Origin of the sequence: Streptomyces sp. NRRL F-5135, from assembly GCF_000719775.1 — a bacterium.
Lineage (GTDB): Bacteria > Actinomycetota > Actinomycetes > Streptomycetales > Streptomycetaceae > Streptomyces > Streptomyces hebeiensis.
Genome location: NZ_JOHR01000007.1, coordinates 199,990 through 226,637, shown reverse-complemented (window position 1 = coordinate 226,637; position 26,648 = coordinate 199,990). Strand labels below are relative to the sequence as shown.

Annotated in this window: 12 protein-coding genes and 1 pseudogene; 6 read left to right on the top strand and 7 right to left on the bottom strand. The window is 73.0% G+C overall.

Features of this window, described 5'->3' with window-relative positions; genetic code table 11:
* Positions 1 to 54: 54 nt before the first annotated feature.
* Complete coding sequence (locus IG02_RS0113505; protein WP_030746039.1) at positions 55 to 9,837, bottom strand: SDR family NAD(P)-dependent oxidoreductase; 9,783 nt, start codon at positions 9,835 to 9,837, stop codon at positions 55 to 57.
* Complete coding sequence (locus tag IG02_RS0113500; protein ID WP_051765031.1) at positions 9,837 to 13,967, bottom strand: non-ribosomal peptide synthetase; 4,131 nt, start codon at positions 13,965 to 13,967, stop codon at positions 9,837 to 9,839. Before IG02_RS0113500 ends, IG02_RS0113505 begins: the two co-directional genes overlap by 1 nt.
* An 881-nt stretch (positions 13,968 to 14,848) precedes the next feature.
* Here IG02_RS0113500 and IG02_RS0113495 point away from each other — a divergent pair.
* On the top strand, positions 14,849 to 16,078 hold the full coding sequence (locus IG02_RS0113495; protein ID WP_030746036.1) for a glycosyltransferase: 1,230 nt from the start codon (positions 14,849 to 14,851) through the stop codon (positions 16,076 to 16,078).
* A 75-nt stretch (positions 16,079 to 16,153) separates the two neighbouring features.
* Here the strand turns inward: IG02_RS0113495 and IG02_RS42145 are convergent.
* Positions 16,154 to 16,309: pseudogene (locus IG02_RS42145) on the bottom strand (AQJ64_40280 family protein); the annotation flags it as partial.
* A gap of 454 nt (positions 16,310 to 16,763) precedes the next feature.
* On the opposite strand from IG02_RS42145, the gene IG02_RS0113485 reads away from it, so the two are divergent.
* From IG02_RS0113485 to IG02_RS0113475, 3 genes are all read left to right on the top strand, one after another.
* A complete protein-coding gene (locus IG02_RS0113485; protein ID WP_158712283.1) occupies positions 16,764 to 17,807 on the top strand; it encodes a hypothetical protein in 1,044 nt (347 codons plus the stop codon).
* A gap of 71 nt (positions 17,808 to 17,878) precedes the next feature.
* The gene (locus IG02_RS0113480) at positions 17,879 to 18,601 is read left to right on the top strand and encodes an alpha/beta fold hydrolase (protein WP_030746025.1); all 723 of its coding nucleotides are present in this window, start codon (positions 17,879 to 17,881) and stop codon (positions 18,599 to 18,601) included.
* A 193-nt stretch (positions 18,602 to 18,794) separates the two neighbouring features.
* Positions 18,795 to 20,933, top strand: a complete 2,139-nt coding sequence (locus IG02_RS0113475) for a transglycosylase domain-containing protein (RefSeq protein WP_078854440.1) — start codon at positions 18,795 to 18,797, stop codon at positions 20,931 to 20,933.
* A gap of 64 nt (positions 20,934 to 20,997) precedes the next feature.
* On the opposite strand, the gene IG02_RS0113470 is transcribed toward IG02_RS0113475, so the two are convergent.
* Positions 20,998 to 21,201, bottom strand: a complete 204-nt coding sequence (locus tag IG02_RS0113470) for a DUF397 domain-containing protein (RefSeq protein WP_030746020.1) — start codon at positions 21,199 to 21,201, stop codon at positions 20,998 to 21,000.
* A complete protein-coding gene (locus IG02_RS0113465) occupies positions 21,180 to 22,025 on the bottom strand; it encodes a helix-turn-helix domain-containing protein (protein ID WP_030746017.1) in 846 nt (281 codons plus the stop codon). Before IG02_RS0113465 ends, IG02_RS0113470 begins: the two co-directional genes overlap by 22 nt.
* A gap of 197 nt (positions 22,026 to 22,222) precedes the next feature.
* Here IG02_RS0113465 and IG02_RS41535 point away from each other — a divergent pair, with 197 nt between their 5' ends.
* A complete protein-coding gene (locus IG02_RS41535; protein ID WP_158712282.1) occupies positions 22,223 to 22,666 on the top strand; it encodes a hypothetical protein in 444 nt (147 codons plus the stop codon).
* 93 nt (positions 22,667 to 22,759) lie between these two features.
* Here the strand turns inward: IG02_RS41535 and IG02_RS0113455 are convergent, their stop codons facing one another.
* Together IG02_RS0113455 and IG02_RS0113450 are read right to left on the bottom strand one after the other, a co-directional pair.
* Positions 22,760 to 23,953 carry a multidrug effflux MFS transporter gene (locus IG02_RS0113455; RefSeq protein WP_030746011.1) on the bottom strand — a complete coding sequence of 398 codons (1,194 nt, stop codon included), beginning with the start codon at positions 23,951 to 23,953 and terminating at the stop codon, positions 22,760 to 22,762.
* A 236-nt stretch (positions 23,954 to 24,189) separates the two neighbouring features.
* A complete protein-coding gene (locus IG02_RS0113450) occupies positions 24,190 to 24,726 on the bottom strand; it encodes a hypothetical protein (protein ID WP_051764932.1) in 537 nt (178 codons plus the stop codon).
* Between the two features lie 453 nt (positions 24,727 to 25,179).
* On the opposite strand from IG02_RS0113450, the gene IG02_RS0113445 reads away from it, so the two are divergent.
* On the top strand, positions 25,180 to 26,589 hold the full coding sequence (locus tag IG02_RS0113445) for a PHB depolymerase family esterase (protein ID WP_078854439.1): 1,410 nt from the start codon (positions 25,180 to 25,182) through the stop codon (positions 26,587 to 26,589).
* Positions 26,590 to 26,648: the final 59 nt, after the last annotated feature.

Genomic DNA, 26,648 nt, shown 5'->3' with positions numbered 1-26,648 from the left:
CCCGGGAGGGGGGCAGGGGGACAGAGGTCTCTTTCCGGACACGCTCTCCGGGGATCAGCCGGTATCGCTGTTGATCGACCGGGCGATGTGGCCGGCGTGGGGCGCGGCGACGAGCTCGTAGTGGGTGGCGTCCACGTGGTGCGTGCGTGAGTCACCCGGCAGGACGCGCGCCCAGTCGCCCGCCCCGGCCCGCCCCGCCGACGGCAGACCGGTGACCGCCCTGGTCGCCAGCCACAGGGTGCTGGGAGTACGCGTCAGCTCGGGCGGCCGGTGGGCGGCCAGGCCCGCGAGGTTGGCACGGCAGCAGTGGGCGAGCCGCTCGGCGTAGGCCTGTCCTGGTCCGGAGAGCGGGGACCGCCCGCCGTTGCCGCGCAGTTCGTGCTCGAAGACCGTCCGGATGTCCTGCTCGCCGTAGCCGCCCAGGAGAGGGCCGGCGTCCGGCGGCGGCGGGTCCAGGAGGTAGAGCTGTTCGACCGGGCGGCCGGCTGTCTCCGCCTCGCGGGCCATCGACAGGGCGACCCAGGCGCCGAACGACCAGCCGCCGAGCAGGAAGCGTGTGCCGGGCTCGGAGAACCGGTCGCGCAGCGCGGCGTCGTAGAGGGCCGCTCTCCGGGTGACCGGCCAGGGCGGCAGTTCGGGGTCGCGCAACGCGGGATCGGGGATCAGACAGACCGTCAGCCGGGAGGAGAGGGCCGAGACCAGGGGGCGGTACGCCTGGATGTCGCCGCCGATGGGGTGGACGAGACACAGCACGTGGGGCCCGTCGCCGTGCTGCCACACCTCGACGGTCACCGGGTCCGAAGCCGGTGCCGGCGCCGGCGCGGGTGCCGGGGCCGATACCTGGGCCGGGACCGGCGCCTCGGCTTCTGCCACGTCTGCCGTGTTCGCCGCGCTCACCTTCCGGTTTCCGGCGTCCGTCCGGCCGTCGAGACGGGCCAGCACCTCGTTCAGGGTCACCTGGTGGCTGAGCCGGGACAGTTCGATGTCGACTCCGTACCGCCGTTTCACCTCCGACAGCAGGTCGAGGAGGGTCAGGGAGTCGGCCCCGAGGTCGTAGAGGCGGGCGTCCGGGTCCAGGGTGTCGACCCCGAGCAGGTGGCACAGGACGCCGGTGAGCTCGACGGCCGCGGACGGGTCGTCCGGTCCGGGAGGCGAGGCCGACGCCTCGTGCGGGGCAGCCGGTGCGCTCGTAGCCGTGCCCGTGCCCGTGCCCGTGGCAGTGGCCGTGGCCGTGTTCATGGCCGTGCTCGTGGCTTCGTAGAAGTACCGGGACTCCTCCAGCGGCGTGGTGGAGACCAGCAGGTGGGGCAGTTGCAGCCGGAGGGCGTCGGAGAAGACCCGCAGGGCCTCGTCGGACGACAGGCCCGCCGCCAGGTGCGCCTGGTGGCGAGCGTCGGTGGCGAGGGCGGAGCGCGCCATGCCGGCGTCCCGCCACACGTCCCAGCCGATGCCGATCCGCACGGTGCCGCCCGGGTCGTCGGGGGCGAGGTGGGCGAAGGCGTCCAGCGCCCCGTTCGCCGCGGCGTAGTCGAACTGGCCGACCCCGCCGAGCGTGGCGGCCATGGACGAGCAGTAGACGGCGTAGCCGGGACGGTGGGCGGCGATCAGGCGTTCCATCAGGAGCGCGCCCCGCAGCTTGGCCCCGGTCGCGTGCCGCATGGCGTCGCCGTCGCGGCGCACGAGGAGACCGCCCGCCGCGGTGCCGACCGCGTGCACGATGCCGTCCAGCCGGCGGGCGTACGGTGCGAGCCGCTCCAGTACGGTGTCCAGCGGCTCCAGGGCCAGATCCGCCTCGACGAGCGTGACCCGACCGGCCCACCGGGCGAGGGCGGGCGGCAGGACCGGCCGGCGCGCGAGCAGGACGACGTGGGCGTCGGACCGCTGGAGCAACTGGGCGGCGACGGCGCTGCCGATGCCTCCGGTGCCGCCGAGGACGAGATGGGTGCCGGACCCTTCCATGAGCACGGCCGGGGTCCGCCGGGCGGGCGGGCCGACCGGCTGCTGGACGGCACGCCACCAGTAGCCCCGGCGCAGTGCGAGCCGCCTGGGTGCCGTCCCGGCCAGGGCGTCCGTCTCCGGGACCGTCTCGGTGAGTACGAGGGGCAGCAGGTCCGCCCAGTCGGACGGGAGGGCGCCGGGCAGGTCCAGCCACCGGGTGTCCAGCTCCAGTTCCTGGCGGGGTGTCTCCAGCGCGCCGGCCAGCAGCCCCAGTTCGGGACGCCGGACGTGATCGCCGACCGGCTGGGCTCCGTGGGAGAGCCACCAGACGCGAGGGCGACGGGCCCGCTCCGTCCGGGCCAGGGCCCGGCACAGGGCGGCCGGGGTGTCGAGGCAGGCGTGCCGGGCGCGCTCCAGCGACTGCTCGCCGACCGTTCCGCCGACGCCGAGCGGCAGGGCGTGCAGCCACTCCACGGCGCCGCCCGTGGCCGCGGCCTCCCGGGTCACCGCCTCCACCAGCCGGATGAGGGAGTCGGGGTCGGCCGGGTCCACCTCGTAGCGGTTGGGCGCGAGACGGGCGTACGCCTGCCCCGCCGTGACGTGCACGAGCCGGGTGTGGTTGTCGTCGAGGCCCTTCCAGTGCTCCGGTGGGGAGCCGGCGTCGGCGACGACGACCACGTGGCGCACGGACCGTGAGCCGGCGCCCGCAGAGGTGGCGGTGACGGGGGTGGCGACCGCAGAGGTGGCGGTCACGGGGGTGGCGCGCCGTATCCGTACCCACTCGGTCTGGTACAGCCACTGGTCCTCCGGCGCCCTGGCCGGGACCGGTGCGTGTGCGACCACGTCCGGCGCGTGGGCGCCGGGCCGGCGGTCGTCGGGCGCGGGCCCGGGCTCGTGGGGCGCGGGCCGGGGGGCCGTGGCCCTGGGGAAGTCGTGGTCGGTCAGGTCGAAGGAGGGCGGCGGGAAGTCCCAGGGGGCGGGCGCGGGACCCGCGGGCCAGTCGACGGCCGCTCCCGCCGCCCATGCCTCGGCCAGTTCCCCGGCCGGGGCGCCGGCCGGCATCGGGGGCGGCGGCGCCGCGGCGGCGCGGCCGTACGCGGCGCCGGTCGTCGTCCCGGTCGGGGTCCCGGTCGCCGTGCGCAGCCAGGCCGCGGCGGTCGCGGCGTCCGGGCAGACCGCCGCCGCACGGTGCGCCAGGGCCGGCCGGCCGGCCTGAAGATGGCGCAGCACCTGTTCGTAGGTCTCCGGCCGGGCGGTCAGATAGTCGGCGACGCGCCGGGCGTCCGCGCGCAGGGCACGGTCGCTGTCGGCGGACAGGACGAGGCACGGAACGGGCGGGGGCACCGTCACCGCCGCCGGAACCGTAGCCGTGGCCGGCCCGGCGGCCGCCCCGGCGGTCACTTCGCCCGGGTGCTCCAGGACCAGGTGGGCGTTGGTGCCCCCGATACCGAAGCTGCTCACCGCGGCGACGCGGGGGCGCCCGGCCGGCCAGGGCCCCGCGGCGGCCGGGACATGGAAGGGGGCCGGATCGCCGCCGATCTCGGGATTCATCCGGCGGAAGTCGATCGTGGGCGGGACGACGCCGTGGTGGACGGCGAGCGCGGCACGCACCAGTCCCACCACGCCCGCGGCGGCGCCCGTGTGCCCGATCTGGCTCTTGACCGAGGACACGGCGCAGACCGAGGACTCGGGGAGGTCGAAGGCCTGCCGCAGCGCGCTGATCTCGACCGGGTCACCCAGGCGGGTGGCGGTGCCGTGGGCCTCGACGTATCCGATGTCGGAGCCGCGCCGGCCGCTGCGCCGCAGGGCGGTGCGGATCACCTCGCGCTGGCCGGCGAGCGACGGGGCGCTGTAACCGAGCTTCTCGGAGCCGTCGTTGTTCAGGGCGGAGCCGGTGATGGCCGCGTAGACGGTGTCGCCGTCGCGCAGGGCGTCGCGCAGGGGCTTGAGGACGACGACGGCGACTCCGCTCGCGCCGACCGTACCGGCGGCGTCGTCGCTGAAGGGCCGGCAGTGGCCGTCCGGGGAGAAGATGTGCTGGGGCCGGTAGCGGTAGCCGTCCGTCAGCCGGGTGTCGACGAGTACCCCGCCCGCGAGCATGACGTCGGCGTCCCCCTGCCGCAGCAGCCCCGCCGCGACGTGGACGCCCACCAGCGAACTGGCGCAGGCCGCCTGCACGGTGAACGCGGGCCCGGTCAGGCCCAGGTGGTAGGCCGCCTTGGTGGCGAGGTAGTCCTTGTCGTGGTGCAGGGCCAGCCGGAAGCCGTCGGGCAGGGCGGCCGGATCGGCCTCGCGCAGCATCGCCTGGAAGTAGGTGTTCTCCCCGCAGGCCGCCACGAGGCCGACGCGCCGCCGGCCGGGCGCGGCGATGCCCGCGTGGGCGAGGGCCTCGACACAGCTCATGAGCATGTGTCGCTGCTGGGGGTCCATCAGCCGCGCGTCCTGGCGGCTGATACCGAACTTCTCCGGGTCGAACGACAGCAGCCCGTCCAGCTGGCTGCGTGCCCCGACGAGTCCGTCGGCCGCGGGGAAGTACTCGATGCCGCTTCCGCCCGTGGTGACCATCTGCCAGAAGGCCGCCAGGTCAGGAGCGCCCGGCAGTCGGACGGACATGCCGATGACGGCCACGGGCTCGTCCGCCGCCGTCTCGGGCCGGTGGTGGTCCGCGGTCTCGCCGGATGGCTGGGGGGCCGCCTGGAGGAAGCGGTTGAGGCGGCGGACGGTGACGTGCTCGAAGAGGTCGGCCACCGTGAACGTGAGGCCGAGGTCCGCGCCGCAGCGCAGGTGGAAGCGCATCAGGTCCAGACTCGTGGCGCCGGCGTCGAAGAATCTCTCGTCGGGGCCGACGGGTCTGCCGGTCACCTCGTGGAACAGGGCGCACAGCCGGGCTTCGGCCGCCGAGAGCCGCGCCGGGGGAGCGGCCGCCGTCCGCAGTTCGTGGCCGGGCACGGTGAGCGCCGCGCGGCGGTCGAGTTTGCCGCTGGGCGTGCGCGGCAGCGCCGGCACCCTGCGGAACGCGCGGATCCGTACGTGGGCGGGCAGCAGCCCGGCGAGATGGCCGGTCAGTTCGTCGGTGCCGGGGCCGTCGCCCCGGCACCGCAGTACGGCCACGAGCCCCTCGTCGGCCTGGGCCACGACGGCTCCCACGATGTCCGGGTGCGCCAGCAGCGCCGCCTCGACCTGCCCCAACTCCAGTCGGTGTCCGCTGAGTTTGATCTGGTCGTCGTCGCGGCCGTCGTAGTGGAACAGGCCCTCGCCGTCGACGTGCGCCAGGTCGCCGGTCCGGTAGCAGACGCCGACGCCGGGCACCTCGACGAAGCGTGTCCTGTTGAGCTCCGGGTCGCCGAGGTAGCAGGGCGCGGCCATCGCTCCCCCGATCAGGAGGTGGCCGGTCGCGCCCGGCGGGACGGGCTCGCCGGTGTCGTCGACCACGCGCAGGTGGGCCCCCGCGACCGGGCGCCCGATGGCCGGCCGCAGCGGCCACCGGGCGGGGTCGCCCTCCAGGCACAGGCCGCTGACGACATGCGTCTCGGTCGGACCGTAGTGGTTGAACAGGCGGGCACCGGGCATGCCGGCGAACCAGCGGCGGATGGCGTCGGTGCACACCAGCTGCTCGCCCGCGGTGATCACCTCACGCAGCCGGGAGGGGAAACGTCTCTGGCGGACGGCGTGCTCGGCCAGCAGTTGCAGAGCGACGTACGGCAGGAAGAGACGCTCGACGCCCGCGGACTCCAACTGCTCCAGCAGGGCGGGCATGTCGTGGCGCCACGCGGGATCCACCCGGTGCAGCAGCCCGCCCGCGCAGAGCGTGGTGAAGATCTCCTGGAAGGACACGTCGAACGACAGCATCGAGAACTGCTGGGTGACCGCGGGCGCGCCGAGACCGCCCTCGCGGGTCTGCCAGTGCAGCAGGTCGCACAGGGTACGGTCCGGGACGTCCACGCCCTTGGGCGTGCCGGTGGAGCCGGAGGTGAAGAGCGTGTAGAGGGGCCGGAGACCCTGGTGCGCGGGTGCCTGTGCTTGTGCCCGCGCCTGCGCCTGCGTCGGCGACGGGGTCGGGGTCGGGGTCGGAAGGGCCGGGGAGACGTCGGCCAGAGTGACTGCGCGCCGTGGCAGTCCCGCCGGGGCGATCGCGTCCACGTCCGCCTCTCCGCCCGGGGCCACCAGGATCGCCAGGGGTTCGGCCTGGCGCAGGATCTGCCGCAGCAGGGCCGGAGGGTAGGCGGGATCGAGGGGTACGACGGTGAGATTGAGGCGTGCGGCGGCGAGCAGCGCGACGACGTGTTCCGCCGACGGCGGCAGGTGCAGCGCGATGCGGGCCGGTGCCGCGGGATCGGACGGGGCGGGGTGGTGGCGGCGCAGTTCGGCGGCGAACGCCGCGGCGTGGGCGTCGAGTTCGGCGTAGGACAGAGTGCGGTCGCCGGCCGCCAGCGCGGGTGCGTCCGGGGTACGACGGACCTGGCGCGCGAAGCCCTCGGCCACCGTGGCGAAGGCGGGCGCCGGGCCGTCGGCGTCGAGGGCGGGCCCGCGCCCGTGGTCGGGGAGGGACCGGCGGTAGGGGGCGACGAGGTCGGTGAGCGTGGCCGTGGTGCCCGTCGTACCTGTCGTGCCGGTGGTTCCTGTCGTGCCGGTGGTGCCGGTGGTGCCGGTGGTGCCAGTGGTGTTCGTGGTGAGCAGGTCCACAGCCTGGCGGAAGATCTGGGCCGCCGCCCGGACGCGTTCGCTGTCGAACTGCCCTTCGGCGTACTCCCACAGGCAGTCGAAGCCGGCCTCGCCCTCGATGACGGAAAGGGTGAGAGCGCACTTGGCCCCGGCGGGCTCGGGCCAGAGAGGGCTCACGCGGCAGCCGGGCAGTGCGAGCGCGTCGAATTCCGTGTTCTCCAGGACGAACATGAAGTCGAAGGGCGGGCCGTCGTCGCGGAACCGGTGGTCGGTCAGCGCGTCGGAGAGTGCCACGTCCTGCCGGTCGAGGACCTCCCGCACCGCCGTCGCCTGCCGGCGCAGTTGCTCGGTCAGCCCCTCCCGCGGCGCGAGGGCCAGGGGCAGCAGCACCGTGTTGGCGAACATGCCCACGGTGGACGCGAACTCCGCGACCGGCCGCCCCGCGACGGGGGCGGCGACGAGTGGGCGGGTCCGGCCGGTCACCGCGTACAGGCTGAACGCGTACACGCTCAGCAGCAGTTGGAAGCGGGTCAGGCCGAGCTCGGCGCACAGACGGTCGAGCCGGGAGCGCTGGACGAGATCGAGCGACGTGCGCAGCAGCCGGCCCGCGCCGGCGGCGGTCGCCGGTGCGAGCGGTGGCGCCGCCGGCTCCAGCTGCCCGTAGTGGTGCCGAAGTGCCGCGCGCTGCGCGCGGTAGGCCGGGGTCCGGTGCCATGCGCTCTGCCACAGCGCGTATTCGACGGGGCTCGGCAGCGATCCGGCGTCCGGTCCGGGGATCGGCTCGGGAGCGGGGCCGGGGGCGCAGTCGTTGGTGAGGTCGTTGGTGAGGTCGCGGAACAGGACGTTCAGGGACCAGCCGTCGACGGCGATGTGGTGCAGGTGCAACAGCAGAACACCGGAGCCGTCGGTGAGCCGGAGCAGGCCCGCTCGCAGCATCCGCGGCTCGGCGAGGTCGAAGGCCGGGGCGAAGAACCGGCGGGCGGCGCCGCGCCAGTCCTCGTCCTCGCGTACATCGGCCTCGCGCCAGGGGTCGTACGGCTCACCGATCCGCTGGCTCAGCCCGTCGGGGGCGGCGTGGTAGGAGGTGCGCAAGGCCGGGTGCCGGGCCACCAGACGGCGCAGCGCCTCCCGCAGGGCGGCGATGTCGGGCGTTCCCTCCAGGCGGAAGGCGAGCGGGACGTCGTAGGCCCGGTTGCCGGGATCGCGCCGGTCGAGCAGCCACAGGCGCTGCTGTTCGGCGGTGGCCGGTGCGACGCGCCGTCCGGCGGGGGCGGGAACGGGGGGATGACGGAGGGCCGTCTCGTCCGCCCCCGCCGAGAGAGCGTCGGTCAACGCGGCGAAATCGGCCCGCAGGACGAGCGACTGGGGCAGTTCGACGTTCCAGCGGCGGCGCACCTCGAAGCGCAGCCGCAGGGCCTTGAGCGAGTCGCCGCCGTTCGGGATCCACCGGTCGTCGGGGCGCAGGCCGGACACGTCGAGGATCCGCTCCGCCAGGTCCAGGAACCGCCGCTGGGCGTCGGTCACGTCCCCGTCCCCGCCCGCGGTGCGGGCGCGCCGCCACGGCTCGACCGGGGATTCCAGCAGGGCCGACTCGTCGGTCTTGCCGTTGGCGTTGAGCGGCAACGCGTCGACGAGGTGGGAGCGGTGCGGGCGCATGTACGGCGGCAGCGTCGCCGTCACATGGCGGTCGTACTCCTCGAAGGTCAGCTCGTCGCGCAGCACCAGATAGGCCAGCAACTGGTGGGCGCCGTCGGCGTCCCGGCGGACGCAGACACGGGCCTGCCGTATCGCGGGATGCGCGGTGAGCTGCCCTTCCACCTCGCCCGGTTCGATGCGGAAGCCGCGTACCTTGACCTGCCGGTCCGTCCGGCCGACGTACGTGATCGAGCCCGTGGCGTCGCACCGCACCAGGTCGCCGGTGCGGTACCAGCGCCGACGGCCGCCGTCGTGCCAGGTCAGGCGGACGAAGCGGCGGGCGGTCTCCTCGGGCAGGTTGCGGTAGCCGACCGCCAGGCCCTCGCCGGCCAGGTGGAGTTCCGCGACCTCGCCCGGTTCGGCGGCGCGTCGGCCGTCGACGACCAGCAGGGCGCCGGTGGCGGGGAGGGGACGACCGACGGGGACGACGTCGCCGTCGAAGTCCCGCGGGATCGGGTGCCACAGGGCGAAGGTGGCGCACTCGGTGGGGCCGTAGACGTTGTGGAGCCGGGTCGCGCCGTCTGCGTCGTGTGTGCCGTCCGCGGTGCCTGCGCTGCTCGGGTTGTCGGCGTACCAGCGGCGTATACGGGTGGCGTTGAGCTGTTCGCCGCCGATGAGGACCTGTCCGACGGTGGAGAAGCAGTCCGGGACCTGGTCGACGGTGGCGTTGAACAGCGCTGTGGTGATGAAGACGACGTCGACGCGGGCCCGCCGCAGGGCGTCCGCCAGCAGGGCGGGGTCCTGGGTCTGCTCCTCGCTCAGGACGACGTACGTGCCGCCGGTGAGCAGCGGTACCCACACCTCGAAGCTGACCGCGTCGAAGGCGGGGTTCGACATACCCGCGTAGCGAGCGCCCTCAACCAGGCGGATGTACCCGGGGCGGGCGAGCCGCAGGATGCCGGAGTCCCTGACCTCGACGCCCTTGGGACGGCCCGTGGTGCCGGAGGTGTAGAAGAGGAACGAGGCGGCGCTGTCGGCGGTGGGTGCCGCCTCCTCGACCTCCCCGCGGACCTCACGTTCGTCCGTGGGCCCGGCGTCGGGTGTGGTGAGCAGGTCGGCGGCGCGCAGCGGGACGACCGACGCGGAGATGCCGGACATCGCGGCGTGCGGGTCTTCAGCGGCGTGCGGGTCCTCGGTGACGTGCGGGCCTTCGGCGGTGTGCGGGAGGGGCGCGTCGCCGGAGCCGTCCCCGCCCTCGTGCACCAGCGCCACCGCGGCGGAGTCGTCGAGTATGTGGCGGCGGCGGTCGCTCGGGCTCTGGGCGTCCAGCGGCACCACCGTGGCGCCGGCCCGGCGTATGCCCAGCATGACGCAGACCAGTTGCCACGACCGCGGCAGGCAGACCGCGACGGCCTGTCCCTCGCGGACACCGTGGGCGCGCAGCCCTCGGGCCACGGCGCCGCTCAGCCGGTCCAGCGCGGCGTAGTCCAGGACGCGTTCGCCGTCCACGACGGCGGGGGCGGACGGGGTGCGGCGTGCCCGGCCGAGCACGGCGGCGGCGAGTGGTGACGGCTGGGGGCGGGCCTCGTCGGAGCGGTCCATCACACCGCCTCCACCGAGGCCGTGGCCGCCGTGCGCGGCGCGGTGAGTGCGTCGAGCTCGTTCTCGATCACTTCGGCCACGCGCCGGGACTCGGCGCTCTCCAGCATCTCCCAGTGGTCGCAGTTCAGCGGCTCGACGCGGAAGCCGCCTTCGGCGCGGCCCCGCCAGAAGTCGCGCACACCGGCGAGGAACGGGGTGTCGGGGCCGTCCCCGACGGCCTGGACCAAGGTCAGCCGGGCCGGCGACGGAGCCGGCGTGTGGTCGCGCGCGGTCATCCGGTTGTGGTTGTAGACGCGGAAGTACTGGTCGATCTGCTCGTCGTCGATGCCCGGGTACATGCCGTTGAACTTCACCAGCTTGTCGCGGAACTCGGCCATGTCCACCGGGGCGAGTGCGGCCCGTGCCGCGGGATCGTCGGTGGCCTGCGTGTCGAGCAGCACGACGCCGACGTCGCGCCGGCCGGCTCGCGCCAGCCGTCGGCCCATCTCGTGGGCGACCAGGCCCCCGTACGAGAGGCCGGTGAGTACGAGCGGGCCGTCGCCGGCCGGTCCGACGAGCCGGAGGTAGGCCTCCGCCATGGCCTCGACGCTGGGCAGGAAGTCCTCACCCGGGTTCACCCCGGGGGACTGGATGCCGTACAGCCCGACGCTCTGCGGCAGTGCCTTGGCGAGGGCCAGATAGCAGAACGCGGTGCCGCCGGCCGGATGGACACAGACGACCCGCCCGTGGCCGTCACCCTTGCGGAATTCGACCAGGCTGCTCGGCGGCGGGCCGGACACGCCCCGCCTGACGAGTCCGCCGAGGGCCTCGACGGTGGGATGGAGCATGATGTCGCGGATCGGGATCGACGCGCCCAGCCGCTCGCGCACCGCATGGGCCATCTTGATGGCCGACAGGCTGGTGCCGCCGATGTCGAAGAAACTGTCGCGGATGCCGAAGTCGGCGTGAACCAGTACGGACCGCCATATCTGATAGAGAGTCAGCTCTATGTGGTCGCGGGGGTTGGCCAGGTTGACCTGTCCCGGGGCGGCTTCGCCGGCCAGCCGGAGCAGCGCCTCGCGGTCGAGCTTGCCGTTGCGGCTGAGCGGCAGGGCGGGAAGGTCGACGAACGACGCGGGAATCATGTGGTCCGGAAGCCGGTCGGCGAGGGCGGCACGCCACTCGTGCGGCTGCCGCGCGGGGGTGTCCCCCCGGCCGACACCGGCCACCAGGCGGACCTCGCCCGCGGCGTCCCGGTCGGCCAGCACGGCCGCCTCGCGCACTCCCGGAACCGCCAGCAACGCGGCCTCGATCTCGGCCGGTTCGATCCTGAAGCCCCGTAGCTTCACCTGGTCGTCCGCGCGGCCCAGGTGGACGGCGTTGCCGTCGGGCAGGCGTCGCGCCAGGTCTCCGGTGCGGTAGACACGCTCGCCCGGGACGAAGGGATCGGGCAGGAAGCGTTCGTCCGTGAGATCGGGGCGGTGCAGGTAGCCCGCGGCGAGAGAAGCGCCCCCGAGGTAGATCTCGCCGACGGCTCCGGCCGGCACCGGCCGCATCCGCTCGTCGAGGAGGTACATGCGGGTGCCGGCGAGCGGGCGTCCGATCGGGCACGGACGTTCCAGGGGCTGGGGATCGTAGTAGGCGGTGCTGTAGACGGTCGCCTCCGTCGGCCCGTAGCCGAAGCAGACACGCAGGCCGGGAAGATGCTGCCGCAGGCGGTGCAGGGCCGCCTCGGGCAGGGACTCCACACCGGTGAGCAACTGCCGCAGCCGCAGCCCCGCCAGCCGCCGCTCCGGGTCCTCGTCGATCCACCGGATGTACGCCGGGGGCAGGAAGGCCTGCACGATACGGTGTTCGCGCAGCCACTCCATCAGCGCCTCGGGGTCGCCGCGCAGCTCTTCGGGGACGACATGCAGTTCGCCACCGGTCGTCAGCGGCAGCAGCAGCTCGTGCACCGAACCGTCGAACCCGATGCTCGACCACGCGGAGGCGGCCTCGCCCGGCGCGTCCCCCATGCGCGCCCGCCAGTTGTCGAGGAGATTGAGGACGCTGCCGTGGGTCACGGCGACGCCCTTGGGGCGGCCGGTGGAGCCGGAGGTGTAGATCACGTAGGCCAACGCGGACGGGTCCGGGGCCGGGCCAGGAGACACCGCGCCGCACCCTTCGGCCCCGGCCCCGGCCCCGGCTTCGGCTTCGACGGCTTTCACGTCCAGCCACACCCCCGGGCGCCGGTCGGTGCCGGCCGTGTCATCGGCGTCGCGGGCGCGGTCGCTGAGGATCAGCGCGGGGGCCGCCTCCTCGATCATGGCCGCGAGCCGGCCTGCCGGCTGCCCGGGGTCGAGCGGGAGGTACGCCGCACCCGCCTTGAGGACGCCGAGCACCCCCACCACCAGTTCCGTCGAGCGCCCGGTGTGCAGAGCGACCACCTGACCGGGGCCGACCCCTCGGGCGAGCAGGGCCTGGGCGAGCCGGTCGGCGCGGCGGCCCAACGTGGCGTAGTCCAGCCGCTCGTCCCCGCACACGAGCGCCGTCTGCGCGGGCCGGGCGCGTACCTGCGCCTCGAACCGCTCGACGAGGCCGTGTCCGTGGGCGGGGGAGGACAGGACATCGCCCGTGGCCGCGTCGGCGGTGTCGCCGGGATCGGTGACGTCAGAGTCATCGGCGGCATCGGCGGCATCGGCGGCATCAGAGGCATCGGCGGCACCGGTGACATCGGCGGCGCCGGTGGCGTCCCAGTCGGCGAGCAGCCGCCGCCGCTCCTCGGCGTCCATCAGCTCCAGCTCGCCGATGTGCGCTTCCGGCCGGGCCACCATGTCCGTCAGCACATGACGCAGAAACCGTACGTACCGCTGCGCGGTCTCGTGGTCGAACAGGGCCCGGGCGTAGTCGAGATGGCCGACGATACGGCCCTCCGACTCGGTGAACGACAGGGCGAGATCGAACTTCGCGGGCGCGTGCGGGATGTCGAGCGGTTCGACATCGATGTCAGGAAGGTTCAGCATGCCCCGGCGCTCGGGCACCCAGGCGCACATGGTCTGGAAGAGGGGGGTGTGCGCGACGCTGCGGGGCGGGTTGACGAGTTCCACGATCCGCTCGAAGGGCAGCTCCTGATGGGCCAGCGCCGCGCGAAGGACGCCCCGCACCCGCTTCAGCGCGGTTTCGGCCGTGGGGTCACCGGACAGATCGGCCCGCAGGGGCAGCGAGTTGACGAAGAAGCCGATGAGCCCCGCGACACCGCCGCGGCGGCGGTTGGCCGTCGGGGTGCCCACGACGAGGTCGGTCCTTCCGCTCAGCCGGGACATCACGATGAACCACCCGGTCAGCACGGCCACGAACAAGGTCCCGCTGTGGCGGCGCGCCAGGCCGCGCAGCGCGGCGGTGAGGTCGGCCTCCAGGGTGAACTCCACGCGGCCGCCCCGGTGATCCTGCTCGGCGGGCCGCGACCGGTCGGTGGGCAGATCGGACAACGGTGGTGCGTCACGGAGGTGCTGCTGCCAGTAGGCGGCTTGTGCGGCGAGGTCGCCGTACCGCGAGTCCTCACCGGGCCGCGAGTCCTCATCGAGGACGCATGCCCGCTGGCTGCGGGCGTGCTCGGCGTACTGGAGCGGCAGTGGCGGCAGCGGGTCGGGCTCCTGGCGGAGCAACGCCGTGTACAGGGAGCCGAGTTCCCGCATCATCACACTCATCGACTGGCCGTCGAAGACGGAGTGGTGCAGGGTCAGCAGGAGTACGTGGTGGCCGTGCCGGCCCCGTTCGAGGGTGACCACGCGCCCACGGGCCAGCGGCCCCCGGGCGAGGTCGAACGGCGTGGTCGCCTCCTCCTGCCGCATGGTGTCGAGCCGTGCGCCGGCGTCGGGCAGTCCGGTGAGGTCGTGGACGGTGAGCGCGAAGCCGGAGTCCGGCGGGTCGATCCGCTGGTGAACTTCCCCGTCCACGGCGACGAGACGCGTGCGCAGTGTCTCGTGGCGCGCGACCAGCGCGTCGAGGGCGAGGGCGAGGAGAGCCGGGTCCACCGGCCCGCGCAGGGCGAACGCCATGGGCTCGTTGTAGGCCTCGTTGGCGCCGGGGAGCTGGGAGAGGAACCACAGCCGCTGCTGGGCGAAGGAGGCGGGAACCGGTCCGGAAGGGGCGGGGAGTCCGGCGGCCGGCACGGGCCGTACGGAATCCGTGGGCCCGCCGCCGTGCACTGCCGCGGCGTCATGGGAAGCGAGAGCCTGGGGAGCGTGCTGCGGAGCGCGGGGGGTGTGTTGCACCGACAAAGCTGGTTCATCCCGTCTGCAGAGTTCTGATGACGCACGTCACGGATGCTGTTCAGCCGGCACTCGGGGCTCGCTACTCCACGATTCGTCCGATCCGTGGGGGAGGTGAGGTGCGTGAGCGCCGAGGGCAGTCGCGTTCGTCGGCGATGTGCGGAAGGGCACCGAGTGCCGGGACCGCTCGCGGAAGCGCGGTGGACAACGTTGCCATCAGGTCATGGATCACGGCTTCGACTTCGGCGCCCCGCGTCGGCATGCTGCGCACCAGCCTCCTAGACATCGGTGTCCGCACGGTGCGGACGCCCCACCTGAACACCGGTGCCGGAACCGGCCACCAGAACGCCACAGCGATGATTGATCGACGAACGAGGGCCTGTCAATGGGCGTCCGGCCGGGTGTGCGAAGAGCCCCGTGCGAACCAATCGAGCACTTGCGTCGAAGTGCCGTGCCGCAGGACGTATCAGGGATTTCCGGTCCCGGGCGAGGCATCCGCCGGCCCCCTTCGGCAGGCACTTCCGCAGGTGACCCGGCGCGGCGGGGGCTTGCGGAAGGACCCGGGTCGTACCGCAGAATCACTGGCCGGTGCCGGAATCTGGTGCCGTGACTGGCAAGGTTTGCCCGTCAAGGAGCGGCGTCCGGTGCGTGTGATCGCAAGGCGGCCGGAAGCCCTTGTAGCGGAGCTACTTGGGCTTTTGGCCAACGCGGCGAGCGCGCGTACCGGGCGTCGCGACGGGGCAAACGTTGTCGGGAGGGGCACTAGGGAAACGGGAATCCGCATGCGGGTGTTGTTGTCGACGTACGGCTCGCGCGGGGACGTCGAACCGCTGGTCGCGCTCGCGGCGCGGTTACGGCGACTCGGCGCGGAAGTGCGGGTGTGCGCGCCACCGGACGACGAGTGCGCGGAGTCGCTGGCCGGCGTCGGCGTGCCGCTGGTGCCGGTCGGCGAGTCGGCGCGCTCGCTCATGCACGGGGAGACCCCTCCGTCGGCCGCGGACCTGGCCCGGCGCCGTGTCGAGATGGTCGCCGAGCAGTTCGACACGGTCGCCGCGGCGGCCGAGGGGTGCGACGCGCTGGTGGCGGCCGGCCTGATGCAGGTCGCCGCGCGGTCGGTGGCCGAGAAACGACGCATCCGCTACGTGTACGCGAGCTACCAGCCGGTCAGCCTGCCGTCACCGCACCATCCGCCGCCGCTGCGGCCGGGCTGGTCGCCGCCCCCGGAGGGAGCCGACAACCAGGTGCTGTGGGACCAGGACGCCCTGGGTGTCAACGAGTTGTTCGCCCCGGCGCTCAACACCCACCGCGCGTCGATCGGTCTGCCCGCGGTGGACGACGTCCGCGGCCATGTCTTCACCGGTCACCCGTGGCTGGCGGCGGACCCGGTCCTGGGCCCGTGGCAGGAGACGGCGGGCCTCGACGTCGTACAGACCGGCGCGTGGGTCCGCCAGGACACCCGCCCGCTGCCGGACGAACTGGAGGCGTTCCTGGACGCCGGCGACCCACCGGTGTACGTGGGATTCGGCAGCATGCGCGCCCCGGAGGACATTGCCCGGGTGGCCGTCGAGGCGGTCCGCGCGCGGGGGCGCCGCGCACTCGTCTCCCGTGGCTGGGCGGGCCTGACCCTGACCGACGAGGGTGACGACTGTTTCGCCGTCGGTGAGGTCAACCATCAGGCGTTGTTCGGCCGGGTGGCCGCCGTCGTGCACCACGGCGGCGCGGGTACGACGACGAACGCGGCCAGGGCCGGCGCGCCCCAGGTGGTGGTGCCCCAGATGGTGGACCAGCCGTACTGGGCCGGCCGGGTGGCCGGGCTGGGCATCGGCGCGGCACACGACGGTCCGACCCCGACCGTCGGGTCCTTGTCCGCCGCGCTCGGAGTGGCCCTGGCCCCCGGGACCCGCGCGCGGGCGGCCGAGGTGGCCGGCACGGTCCGCACCGACGGGGCGGATGCGGCCGCGAGGCTGCTGCTCGACGCGGTCGGTCGCGGCGGGCCGCCGGTGTCCGTGTGAGCCGACGCGCCGGCGACCGCGCGTGCCTGGCACCTCCCCGCGGGCGGGACTTCGGTACGGCTCGTCCGGGACCGTCTAGGACAGCGCCGTGCGCAGCGCGGACGACACGTCGTCGCCGAGGATCTGACGCTCCGTCGTGCCCGGGAGGACCGGAAACTCGGCCCAGTGGGTGATCTGTTCCGGGGTGGCGCCACCGTACGGCAGGCGCACCACGCGGTCGCTGTCGACGAAGCAGCCGGCCGTGCGCCGTGCTCACGGTGCGCGGCCGGGGCACGCGGTCCGGGGCGGGCCGTCCGGGGCCGGCCGGCGTGCCCCGGCGCGTGGCACGTCGGCGCGGCCGAACCGTAACCGTTTCCCCGGTGCTTTGCGTCTTTGCTGTCGTACGTGCCCGCCGGCCCGTGCCACGACGATACTCCGCCCCTGCCGCGTGACGATTGTCCAAGGCCGGGCAGCGGGCCACAACGAGACGGAACGACGGCAAGCCGTAAGGCGTGAGGAGCGGAGCAACGACGTGGCGGAGCGGGAACAGAGCAAACGGAGCGCGGGCGGAGCCGGGCGGCACGAGACCGGAGCCGGGCCCCGGCCGGCCGGCTCCGATCCGGAGGGGACCTGGCGACCGCCCACCGGGCCAAGGGAGGTGTCGCCTGCCGGCTCCGGGGAAGCGTCGCCCACCGGGCCAAGGGAGGTGTCGCCTGCCCGTCCCGGGGAAGCGTCGCCCACCGGCTCCGGGGGAACGCCGTCCACCCGTCCCGGGGGACTCCCGCCACCGGTACCGCCCTTCACCGTTCTCGCCCGCCACCGGCGGGAGCTGTACGGCCTGAGCCTGCGGGTGACCGCGCTGACGGCCGTCGTCGGCGCGCTGATCCTGGCCGGTTGGTTCGCCGCCGCGTGGCCCACCACCGTCGAGGCCCAGGGGTACCTGAACCGGGTCCGGGCCATGGAGGACCCCGCCGTGGGCTACTCGCTCGAGACCTTCGAGCAAATGCTCGTGCTCAGCCTGGTGCTCATATCCCTGCTGGTGACGGTGGCCGGGTTCGTGACCTCCACGCTGCTCACCGGGCACGTACTCACGGCCGCCCGCGCGGCCGGGGGCCGCCGGACCGGCCCCGGCGGACTGTGGCGGGCTACCCGGACCCGGCTGCGACGGGCCGTCGCCGCACAGTTCCTGGCGGGGCTGTTCGTCCTCGGCCTGCTCCTGATCGCCTTCATCCTGACCTTCGGGATCCACGACAACGCGTTCCTGGGCGAGGACATCCGGGACTTCACCTTCCCTCCCGAACTGCTGACCGTCCCCCTGGGCGTCGTACTGCCGGTGGTGCTGACCGGCGTCGCGGTGTTCCTGGGCGTCCGGTTCTTCGTGGCCGCGACGGTGGCCGCGCTGGAGGACCTGCCCGCGGTCACCGCGCTGCGCCGTTCCTGGTCGTTGGTCCGGGGCGCGTGGTTCCGGACGGCGGGGACGGCGTTGCTGGTCGTCGTCGTGACGGTGGCGGGGTACGTCCTGCTCCAGTACCTGACCGACCCGCTCGGCGCGCTCTTCCCGGACAAGCTCGACGGCAACCAGTTCGAGGCGGACCTCGTCGCCGAACTCGTACCCGTGGGCCTGGCGCTGCTGCTCACCCCGCTGCTGACCATGCCGGTGGTGTATCCGGCGGTCGCCTGGCTCACGCTGCACCTGACGTACCGGCACGACTCCGACTTCCCTAAACGGGACGATGTCCCGTATCTTTAAACGGGACGGCGTCCCGTTTATTTGGGCGACAGATCGGGGCCCGACGGTCACGCCTGGACGGAGCGAGAGTCATGTCGACATTTCTGCTGGTGCACGGTGCCTGGCACGGCGGGCAGTGCTGGGAGCGGGTGACCCCGTTGCTGGCATCGGCCGGGCATCGGGTGCTGGCGCCGTCACTGACCGGCTACGGCGACAAGCGGCATCTGCTCGGCCCGGAGACGGGGCTTGACACACACGTCGATGACGTCGTCAGGCTGATCGCCGAGGAAGATCTCACCGAGGTGGTACTCGTGGGGCACAGCTACGCCGGGCTGGTCATCTCGTCCGTGGCCAATCAGCTCCCGGACCGGATCGCGCGTCTGGTCTACCTCGACGCGATGGTCCCGGAGGACGGCGAGAGCGCGGCCGATGTCCAGCCCGCGACCCGGGCCCTGATCGACCTCGCCGCGAAGTCCGACAGCGGCTGGCGGGTTCCGCCGCTCCCCGAGATGGAGCCGCCCTTCGGTCTGTTCGGGGTCACCGACCCGGCGGACGTCGCCTGGCTGCGCACCATGCTCTCGGACCAGCCGGTGCGCTGCCTCCAGCAGCCGGTCCGTCTGGACAACCCCGCCGTGAGGTCGATCCCGCGGACGCACATCCACTGCACGGTCAAGCCGGAGGGCATTCCCCGGCGCCCTGTCCCCGCGATACAGCCCGACGGTACTCCGGCGCAGGTGTGGGAGTTGCCGACCGGTCACGACTGCATGATCACCATGCCGGTCGAGCTCGCCGAACTCCTGCTCAAGCTCGGCTGACCGGTTCCCTCGGTGCCAACCGCCTCGACGGGGCACGTCCTCGGGGCACGTCCGCCACAAACCCGCAGGGGTGTGGAGGCTTGGTGAAGAAACCAACCGGTGTTACCTTCCCGAGATCTCTCTTCGTGATTCCGGCGCCACACCAGTGGCGCCGCATGCCCCGAGGAGCGAGGTCCCCCCGTCGATGAAATCGATGAAGTCGCCCCGTAAGCGCCGCCACCCGAGGAGCGCGGACCGGACGGAGCAGAGTGCCGGAGAAGCCGGGCAGGGAAAGGCCGGAGAGGGAAAGGCCGGAGAGAGAAAGACCGGGCAGGGGGAGCCCCCGCAAGCAGAGACCGGACGGCGGAAGACCGCAGGGCGCTGCTCCGGCGCCAGGCGATCCGGCGGGCGGAAGACCGGGCGCCGCGTCGACTTCCCCCGGGCCGGACGGACCGGCCCGCTCCGCTGGATACCGTCCTGGCGACTGGTCTCGGGCCTGTCGGCGCTGGGCGCCGCCGTCCTGGGCGGCCTGTTCGCCGTCCTCTACCTCCAACTCGACCTGCCCACCGCCAACCGCGAGGCCTCCCAGCAGGCCACCGTCTACTACTGGGCCGACGGCAGCCGCATGGTGAGCGTGGGGGACGTGAACCGGCAGGACGTCACGCTCGACCACATCCCCGCCTCCGTCCGGAACGCCGTCATCGCGGCCGAGAACGAGGACTTCTACGACGATTTCGGTGTCTCGGTCATGGGCATCGCCCGCGCGGCCCTCTCCGTCCTCGGCGGCGGCGAGACCCAGGGCGGCTCCACCATCACGCAGCAGTACGTGAAGAACAGGTACCTGACCCAGAAACAGACCGCGACCCGCAAGATCAAGGAGTTCGTCCTCGCCCTGAAGGTCAGCAACCGCATGACCAAGCCGGAGATCCTGGAGGGATACCTCAACACCAGCTGGTTCGGCCGCGACTCGTACGGGATCCAGGCCGCGGCGCACGCGTACTACGGCGTCCCCGCGAGCGAGCTGAACCCCAGCCAGTCCGCGCTGCTCGCCACCGTCCTCAAGGGCGCGGACAGCTACGATCCCTCCCTCAGCACCGCCAACCACCGGCGTGCCGTGGACCGTTGGTCCTGGGTGCTCGACCGGCAGGTGGAGACCGGTGTGCTGACCGCCGAGGAGCGCGCGGAGTACACCACCTTCCCCGAGCCGAAGAAGCCCGCCAAGCCGACGAGCCAGTCCGGCCAGATCGGCTACCTGGTCGACATCGCCAACAAGTACATCAAGCGCCGCACCGGTCTCAGCGGCAAGGACCTCGCCCTCGGCGGCTACCGCATCCGCACCACCTTCGAGAAGAGCAAGGTGCGGGCCCTGGCGAAGGCGGTGGACAGGGTGCGCGAGGAGAGGCTCGACCCGAAGAAGCGCGCGGCCGACCGGGAGGTGCAGGTGGGAGCGGCCTCGATACGCCCCCGGGACGGCGCGATCGTCGCCGCGTACGGCGGTTCCGACGCCGTGGAGCACTTCACCAACAACGCGGACACCTCGGGCGTCCCGGTGGGCTCGGCGTTCAAGCCGTTCGTGTACGCGGCGGTGCTCGAGCACGGCGCAGTGCCCGAGGCGGTGGCCGCGGAACCGGACATCGCCCCCGCGAGCGACCCGGCCACGGCCGGTCGGGCCGACGACGACCTGTCCGGGTCCCTGGTGGCGGAGGAGAACGCCCCCTACGTCCGGGCGGGCGAGAAAGTCGGACTCCGCGAGGTCCGGGACACGGCGGTCAGGTCCGGGTTGCTCGAGGAGAGCCTGGCCGAACTGGAACCGACGTTCTCCATCGGCACCTCGACCCCCAGCGCCGTACGGATGGCGGGCGCGTACGCGACCTTCGTCAACAAGGGCACCCGGAGCGAGCCGTACGCGGTGACCGAGGTGGAGCAGGACGGTGCCACGATCGACGGCCTCGACCGCCCCCGCCCCGTGGCGGCCATGGACCCGGAGGTGGCCGCCGTGGTGAGCGCTTCGCTCTCGAGGGTGGCGGCCGACGCGATCCCCTCGACGAGCGACTTCCGGCTAGGCCCGAACGTCCTGGGAGCCAAAACAGGACGCAACGACCGTCTGAGGTCCGCCTGGTACATCGGCGCCACCCCGGGCCTGAGCACCGCCGTCACCATGTTCCGTACCGACCCCGAGAAGGGACACCTGCTGGGTATGAACGGGGTCGGCGGGCAGGACTCCGAACGGGGCAGCGTGCTCCCGCCCCTGATCTGGGACGCCTACCAACGCGCCGTCGACCCCGACTCGCTGTCGGGGAGCCCGCTGCTTCCCGCGCTACCGGTGCCGGCGGCGACCGCGCCGTCGGCGTGAGGGAGGGGGTGTCATGTGCGACGGCCGTCCCGGCGGTCGGCCGGGACGGGCGGTTTGCGCTGCGCTAGGCCCGAGCCTTGAGGGTCGCGACGAAGGTGTTCCAGGCGGGGGTGGGGACGATGAGGGCGGGGGCGTGGGGGGTTTTGCTGTCGCGTACGGGGACGACGCCGGGGAAGCCTTCGGTGATCTCGACGCACGCGCCTCCATTGGTGTTGCTGTAGCTGCTCTTGCGCCAGCGGGCGTCGCTCAGCTCGGGGGCGTGTCGCATGTTTGGTAGTCCTCCATTGTCTGTCGGATCAACTCCGCAGAGTCGGCCGGTGAGAGGGCTCGGGCGCGCAGTAGCTCGTACCGCCTGCGCCACTTCTTCACCGCGTCCCGGTCTTCGTAGAGGTAACCGGCCTCGATGCCCTCTTCGTAGGCGACTGTGGAGCCGTTGGGAAGTGTCAGCAGAATCAGTGTGGCGCCCATCAGCGAGTGCGGACCCGCTCCGAACGGCATCACCTGAACCTTACTGTCCGGAGTATCCGCTTGAGCGAGCAGTGAAGCCAGTTGATTACGCATGCACTCCCTGCTGCCGACCTGCCCTCGTAGCACCGCCTCCTCGATGATGGCCCAGCGGTACGGAGGTGAGTCGGAGCGCTGACGCTCCTGACGGGACATCCGGGCGGCGACACGCACCTCGATCTCTTCCGTTGACAGGTCTTCGTGACACCTGAACAGAGAGCGTGCGTAATCCTTCGTCTGGATCGGGCCAGGGAGCATCTGTGGCTCGTAGTTCTCGATGACCTCGGCCTGAGCCTCGAAGTCCATGTACCGCCGGTACTGGTCCGGATGCGCCTCCCGTTTCGCCAGCTCGTACAGCCCGTGGAAGTGCTGGTCCGTACCGAACGCCGCGTCCAGTCGCGCCGGCAGGTCGGGCGGCGGCATCAACTCCGCCGTCTCGACCCGGGCCAGCGTGCTCTTGCTGGAGTTCAGGACGTCGGCGAGCTGCACGAGCGACAGCTTCGCGCGCTCCCGGTGGCGGCGCTGTTCGGAGCCGAAGTAGTGGCGCGCGGACAGGTAGGGGGTCAGTTCCTGGGGCTTGAACCTCATGCTTCGGTCACCTCTCGGCCGGCCGTCATCCCGTATCCAACGCTGGGACGAGACGCCTCTGTTGTGGACCCATGTCACACAGTGACGATGGATGTGCACAAGGTAACCACTCGTCACCGGCCGCGCCACCGCTTGTCGGGAAGCCGCACAAGCCCCACGGCGGCGGTGTGGACGAGGCGAAGAGGGAGCGGATCGATATGGACCCACGACATGCGCGGACAGACGCGCGGAACGCAACGTACGACGCAAAAGACGCCTCGCTGCGGCTGCTGCCCTGGACCACACCGGACGGCAGACCGTGTTACCTGAGCGCCGCCGGCCCCGACAGCCGTATGTCGCGGCTGGCCGACGAAGTGGAGGAGGACCTGCTGGCCTCGGCGGAGCACCTGCTGGCCGACATCAAGTCCCCTTACACGCCCGCGCCCGCGCCAACGTCCGTGCCCGACGACGCCGACCCGTCCGAGCTGCGCCGCATGGTCGCGTGTCTGGTCGACGCGCTGCGCACCACGCTACGGATCGCCGTCAGCCGGGGCGCCAGGCTGCCGCTTTCCGAGGCGGCCGAGCCGTGTGAGCACCGGAGGACGGAAGTGCGCGCGGGCAAGGTCTGCTGTGACACCTGCGGGCAGCAGATCTATCTGTGAGCCACGCGTGGCGGGCGCCTTCCGGGGGCTCGCTTCTCGTCAGGCGCTCACCGGGTGGCGGAAGGCCGGCCGGGCCGGGGACCCCACAGGCCCTCAACGGCCGACGGCGTCCGCCCGCCCGGCCCACCGCGCCGCGAGCAACGTCACCGCCCCGCATGCCGTCATCGCGCCGAACACCGGCACCGCCGTCTCCGCACCGGCCAGCCCCACGAGCGGGGTGACCGCCGCGCCCAGGGCGCTCTGGGCCGTGCCGAGCAGGGCGGAGCCGGTGCCGGCGGCGTGGGGCACGCGGGCGAGGGCCAGGGCGGTGGCGTTGCCGGTCACCAGACCGAGGCCGCCGCAGGTGAGGGCGGTGAGGGACAGACAGACGAGCGGGGTCAGCGCCCCGGCCAGGGCGGCCGCGAGAAGCGACGCGGCGCCCGCGCACATCGCGTACGCGCCGGTGCGCAGCAGCCGTTCCGGTCCGGTCCGCGCGGCGAGCCGGGCCCCGACGGCGCCGGTCAGCGCGGTGCACACGGCACCGCAGGCGAAGACCGCCGACGACGCGCCGACGCTCAGCCCGAGCACCCGCTGGAGTACGAAGGGTGCCCCGGCGATGTAGGAGAAGAGGGCGCCGAAGGCGAAGGTGAACGCGAGGGAGTACCCGGCGTACGCGCGGTCCCTCGACACCTCCCGTACGGTACGCAGGAGTTCCCGGCCACCGCCCGGGTGCCGTCGGTCCGGGGGGAGGCTCTCGGGTACGGCGACGAGGACGGCTCCGGCCACCAGCAGCGCGGCGCCGGCCAGCACCGTGAACACCCCGCGCCAGCCGACGGCCTCGATCACCAGTCCACCGGCGAGCGGCGCGAGCACCGGCGCGAGCCCGGCGAGTGCCATCAGCACGCCCAACAGCCGCGCCGCGACGGCGCCTTCGGCGATGTCCGTCACCACGGCCCGTCCGATCACCACCCCGGCGGCCCCACCGAACCCGGCGAGGAACCGCCCCGCGACCACCCCGTCGAGCCCGGGCGCCACGGCACACACTCCCGTCGCCACGGCACACCCACCCGCCCCCACCAACAACGGCACCCGCCGCCCGTACCGGTCCGAGACGGGCCCGAAGACCAGATGTCCGAGCGTCATCCCGGCCAGGAACGCGGCCAGCGTGGCCTGGACGCCGGACGCGTCCGTCCGCAGGTCGACTGCCATGTGCGGGAAGGCGGGCAGGTACATGTCGGTGGACAGGGGTCCGACGAAACAGAGCAGAACGAGCACGGCGACGAGCCGACGGCGGGGACAAGGGCGCACGGCGAGGCAACCTCTGACTTCCGGAAGGGAAGGGACCGGGAGGGGAGAGGGGGATTGCCGGAGCGGACACCAGCTCCAAGAACCGCGGGCCGAGGCGGAGCGGGACTCACGAACGCCCGGGCGGTGCTGCCGACTTTACGCGAAGTAGGGCCGGCGAGGCACCGGACGGGCCCCGGACCCGCGTGGACGTCCCAGTACGGCGGGCCCGGTATACCTGCCCCGCCCGCCGCCGGATGTCAGACCGTGGCCGCTACCGGGTGGTCCGGGTCGTCGAGCCATGCGACGTGATTGCCGTCGGTGTCCACGGTCATGCCGTATCGCCCGGGCCTGGGCTCGCCCGCGCTTCGCCACCGGTCGTGGGCCGTTTCCCCCTCGTTCCACAGACGGCGAGGACCGTGCTGCCAGAGGGTGAACCGTTCGTCCGTACGGCCGTCCCAGTCCACGGCCGCCCACGATCCGGCGTCCGTGGTGGCCAGCCACAACCGGGAAGTCACCCCGGGCACATCGGGATTGTCGTGCCAGGCGTGCCAGACATCGGGCAGTTGGAGGCCGATGGAGAACCGGGCCGCCCAGGCGTCACCGGTGACGGACCATGGGGACACGGCGGTGGATGATTCCGCCGGTACGTGTTCCTCCCGCACGACATCCCGGTAGATCCGGGGTTCGGGCCGCGGGGCTTTCGTGTCCTGCGACGGCTTGGCTCCGCCCGGGTCCTTCTTGCCCGAGTGCTTTCCGTCGCCTCCGTCGCCACCCGCGCCGGTGCCCCATCCCATGGCTGTCCTCCTCGGCCCGCAGCACAACTCCGGCGGCTGGTTGCCGCCTCTTTCGTGTCCTGCGACGCGATCCACGCTGCCGATGGCCACCTTCCTCGCCCCAGGAATTCATCCGCGCACCACTCCAGGGCGTGAACGGCCGCTTCGCTCCTGCGATTCGAGGCTCATGAATGACTCACGAGCGGCCCATGAGCGGCCGGACGACCTCGCCGGAAGCCGAAGATCCTCGGTGGTTCATCGATTCTTCGCCAACCGTGTGGGAGCGCTTCCACGGGCATGGCGCGCGTGACACGATGCGCCGCGAAGCCTTGCCAGGACCACCGGCGGGCCGCTGTTTCAGCACCCCGCCACCCCGCTCGCTCGACGTTCTTCTCCTGTTCCGCCGCCGCCCGTTCGCCGGGCGACACCCCCCACGAGCCGTGACCAGGAAGGACCGAAGACGTGTATGTATCCATGACCGCCGACGACATGACGAGGAGACGGCCGCGGCCCGTGCTGCTCGGCGCGTTCCTCGCCGCGCTCGCGCTGTTGCTCGCCGTGCCGTTGCTTCCCACGCCCTCGGCGGCCGCCGCCGCACCGCCCGCTTCCGCCCCGGCCCCGGCCCGTACGGCCGCCACCGCGACCACCGCGTCCGCCGGCGTACCCGCCCCCGCCGCCGCCCTCACCGAAGTGACGAACTTCGGCAGCAACCCCAGCAATCTGCGCATGTACGTGTACGTCCCGGACAGCGTCACCACGCGCCCCGCGGTTCTGGTGGCCGTGCACTACTGCGGGGGCTCCGGGCCGGTGTTCCACTCCGGTACCGAGTTCGCCTCGCTGGCCGACCGCTACGGGTTCATCGTCGTCTACCCGTCCGTCACCCGCAGCAGCAAGTGCTTCGACGTCTCCTCGCCCCAGGCGCTGCGCCGCGGCGGGGGCAGCGACCCCGTGGGCATCAAGTCCATGGTCGACTGGGTGACCCGCACCTACGGCGCGGACACCGGCCGGACCTATGTCACCGGCGCCTCCTCCGGCGCGATGATGACCAACGTCCTGCTCGGCGACTACCCGGACGTCTTCGCCGCGGGCGCCGCGTTCGCGGGGGTGCCGTTCGGCTGCTTCGCCACCACCGACGGCTCCGAGTGGAACAGCGCGTGCGCGAACGGCACCGTCAGCCGTACCCCGCAGCAGTGGGGCGACCTGGTCCGGGCCGCCTACCCCGGCTACACCGGGGTCCGGCCGCGCATGCAGTTGTGGCACGGCACCGAGGACGCCGTCCTGCGCTACCCCAACTTCGGTGAGGAGGTAAAGCAGTGGACGAACGCGCACGGTCTCTCCCAGACGCCCGCGCGGACCGACTCGCCGCAGAGCGGCTGGACGCGTACCCGTTACGGTTCCACCGGTGACCAGGCGGCCGTCGAGGCCATCAGCCTCCAGGGCGTCGGCCACAACGTGCCCACCGGGGGCATGGCCGCCCGCGTCATCACGTTCTTCGGCCTGGACGGCGGCGGCGAACCGGGCCCCGGACCAGGACCCGGACCCGGCCCCGGTCCCGAACCCCAGCCCGGCACCTGCCGGGTGTCCGTCACCACCAACGCGTGGAACACCGGCCTCACCGCCTCGGTGACCCTCACCAACACCGGCACGTCCGCCGTGAACGGCTGGAAGCTCAGCTTCACCCTGCCCCCGGGCCAGACCATCACCTCGGGCTGGGGCGCCACCTACACGCCGTCCGGATCCGCCGTGACCGCCACCAGCCTCACGTACAACGGCACGATCGAACCGGGCGCCGGTGTCACCATCGGCTACCAGGCAGGCCATACGGGCAGCAGCGCGGCCCCGACGGCCTTCGCGCTCAACGGCACGGCCTGCGCCGTCGTCTGAGGCCGGTGGCCACGCGGTCCGCCGGGGCCCAGGCGCCTTCGGACGCCTCCGGGCCCCGG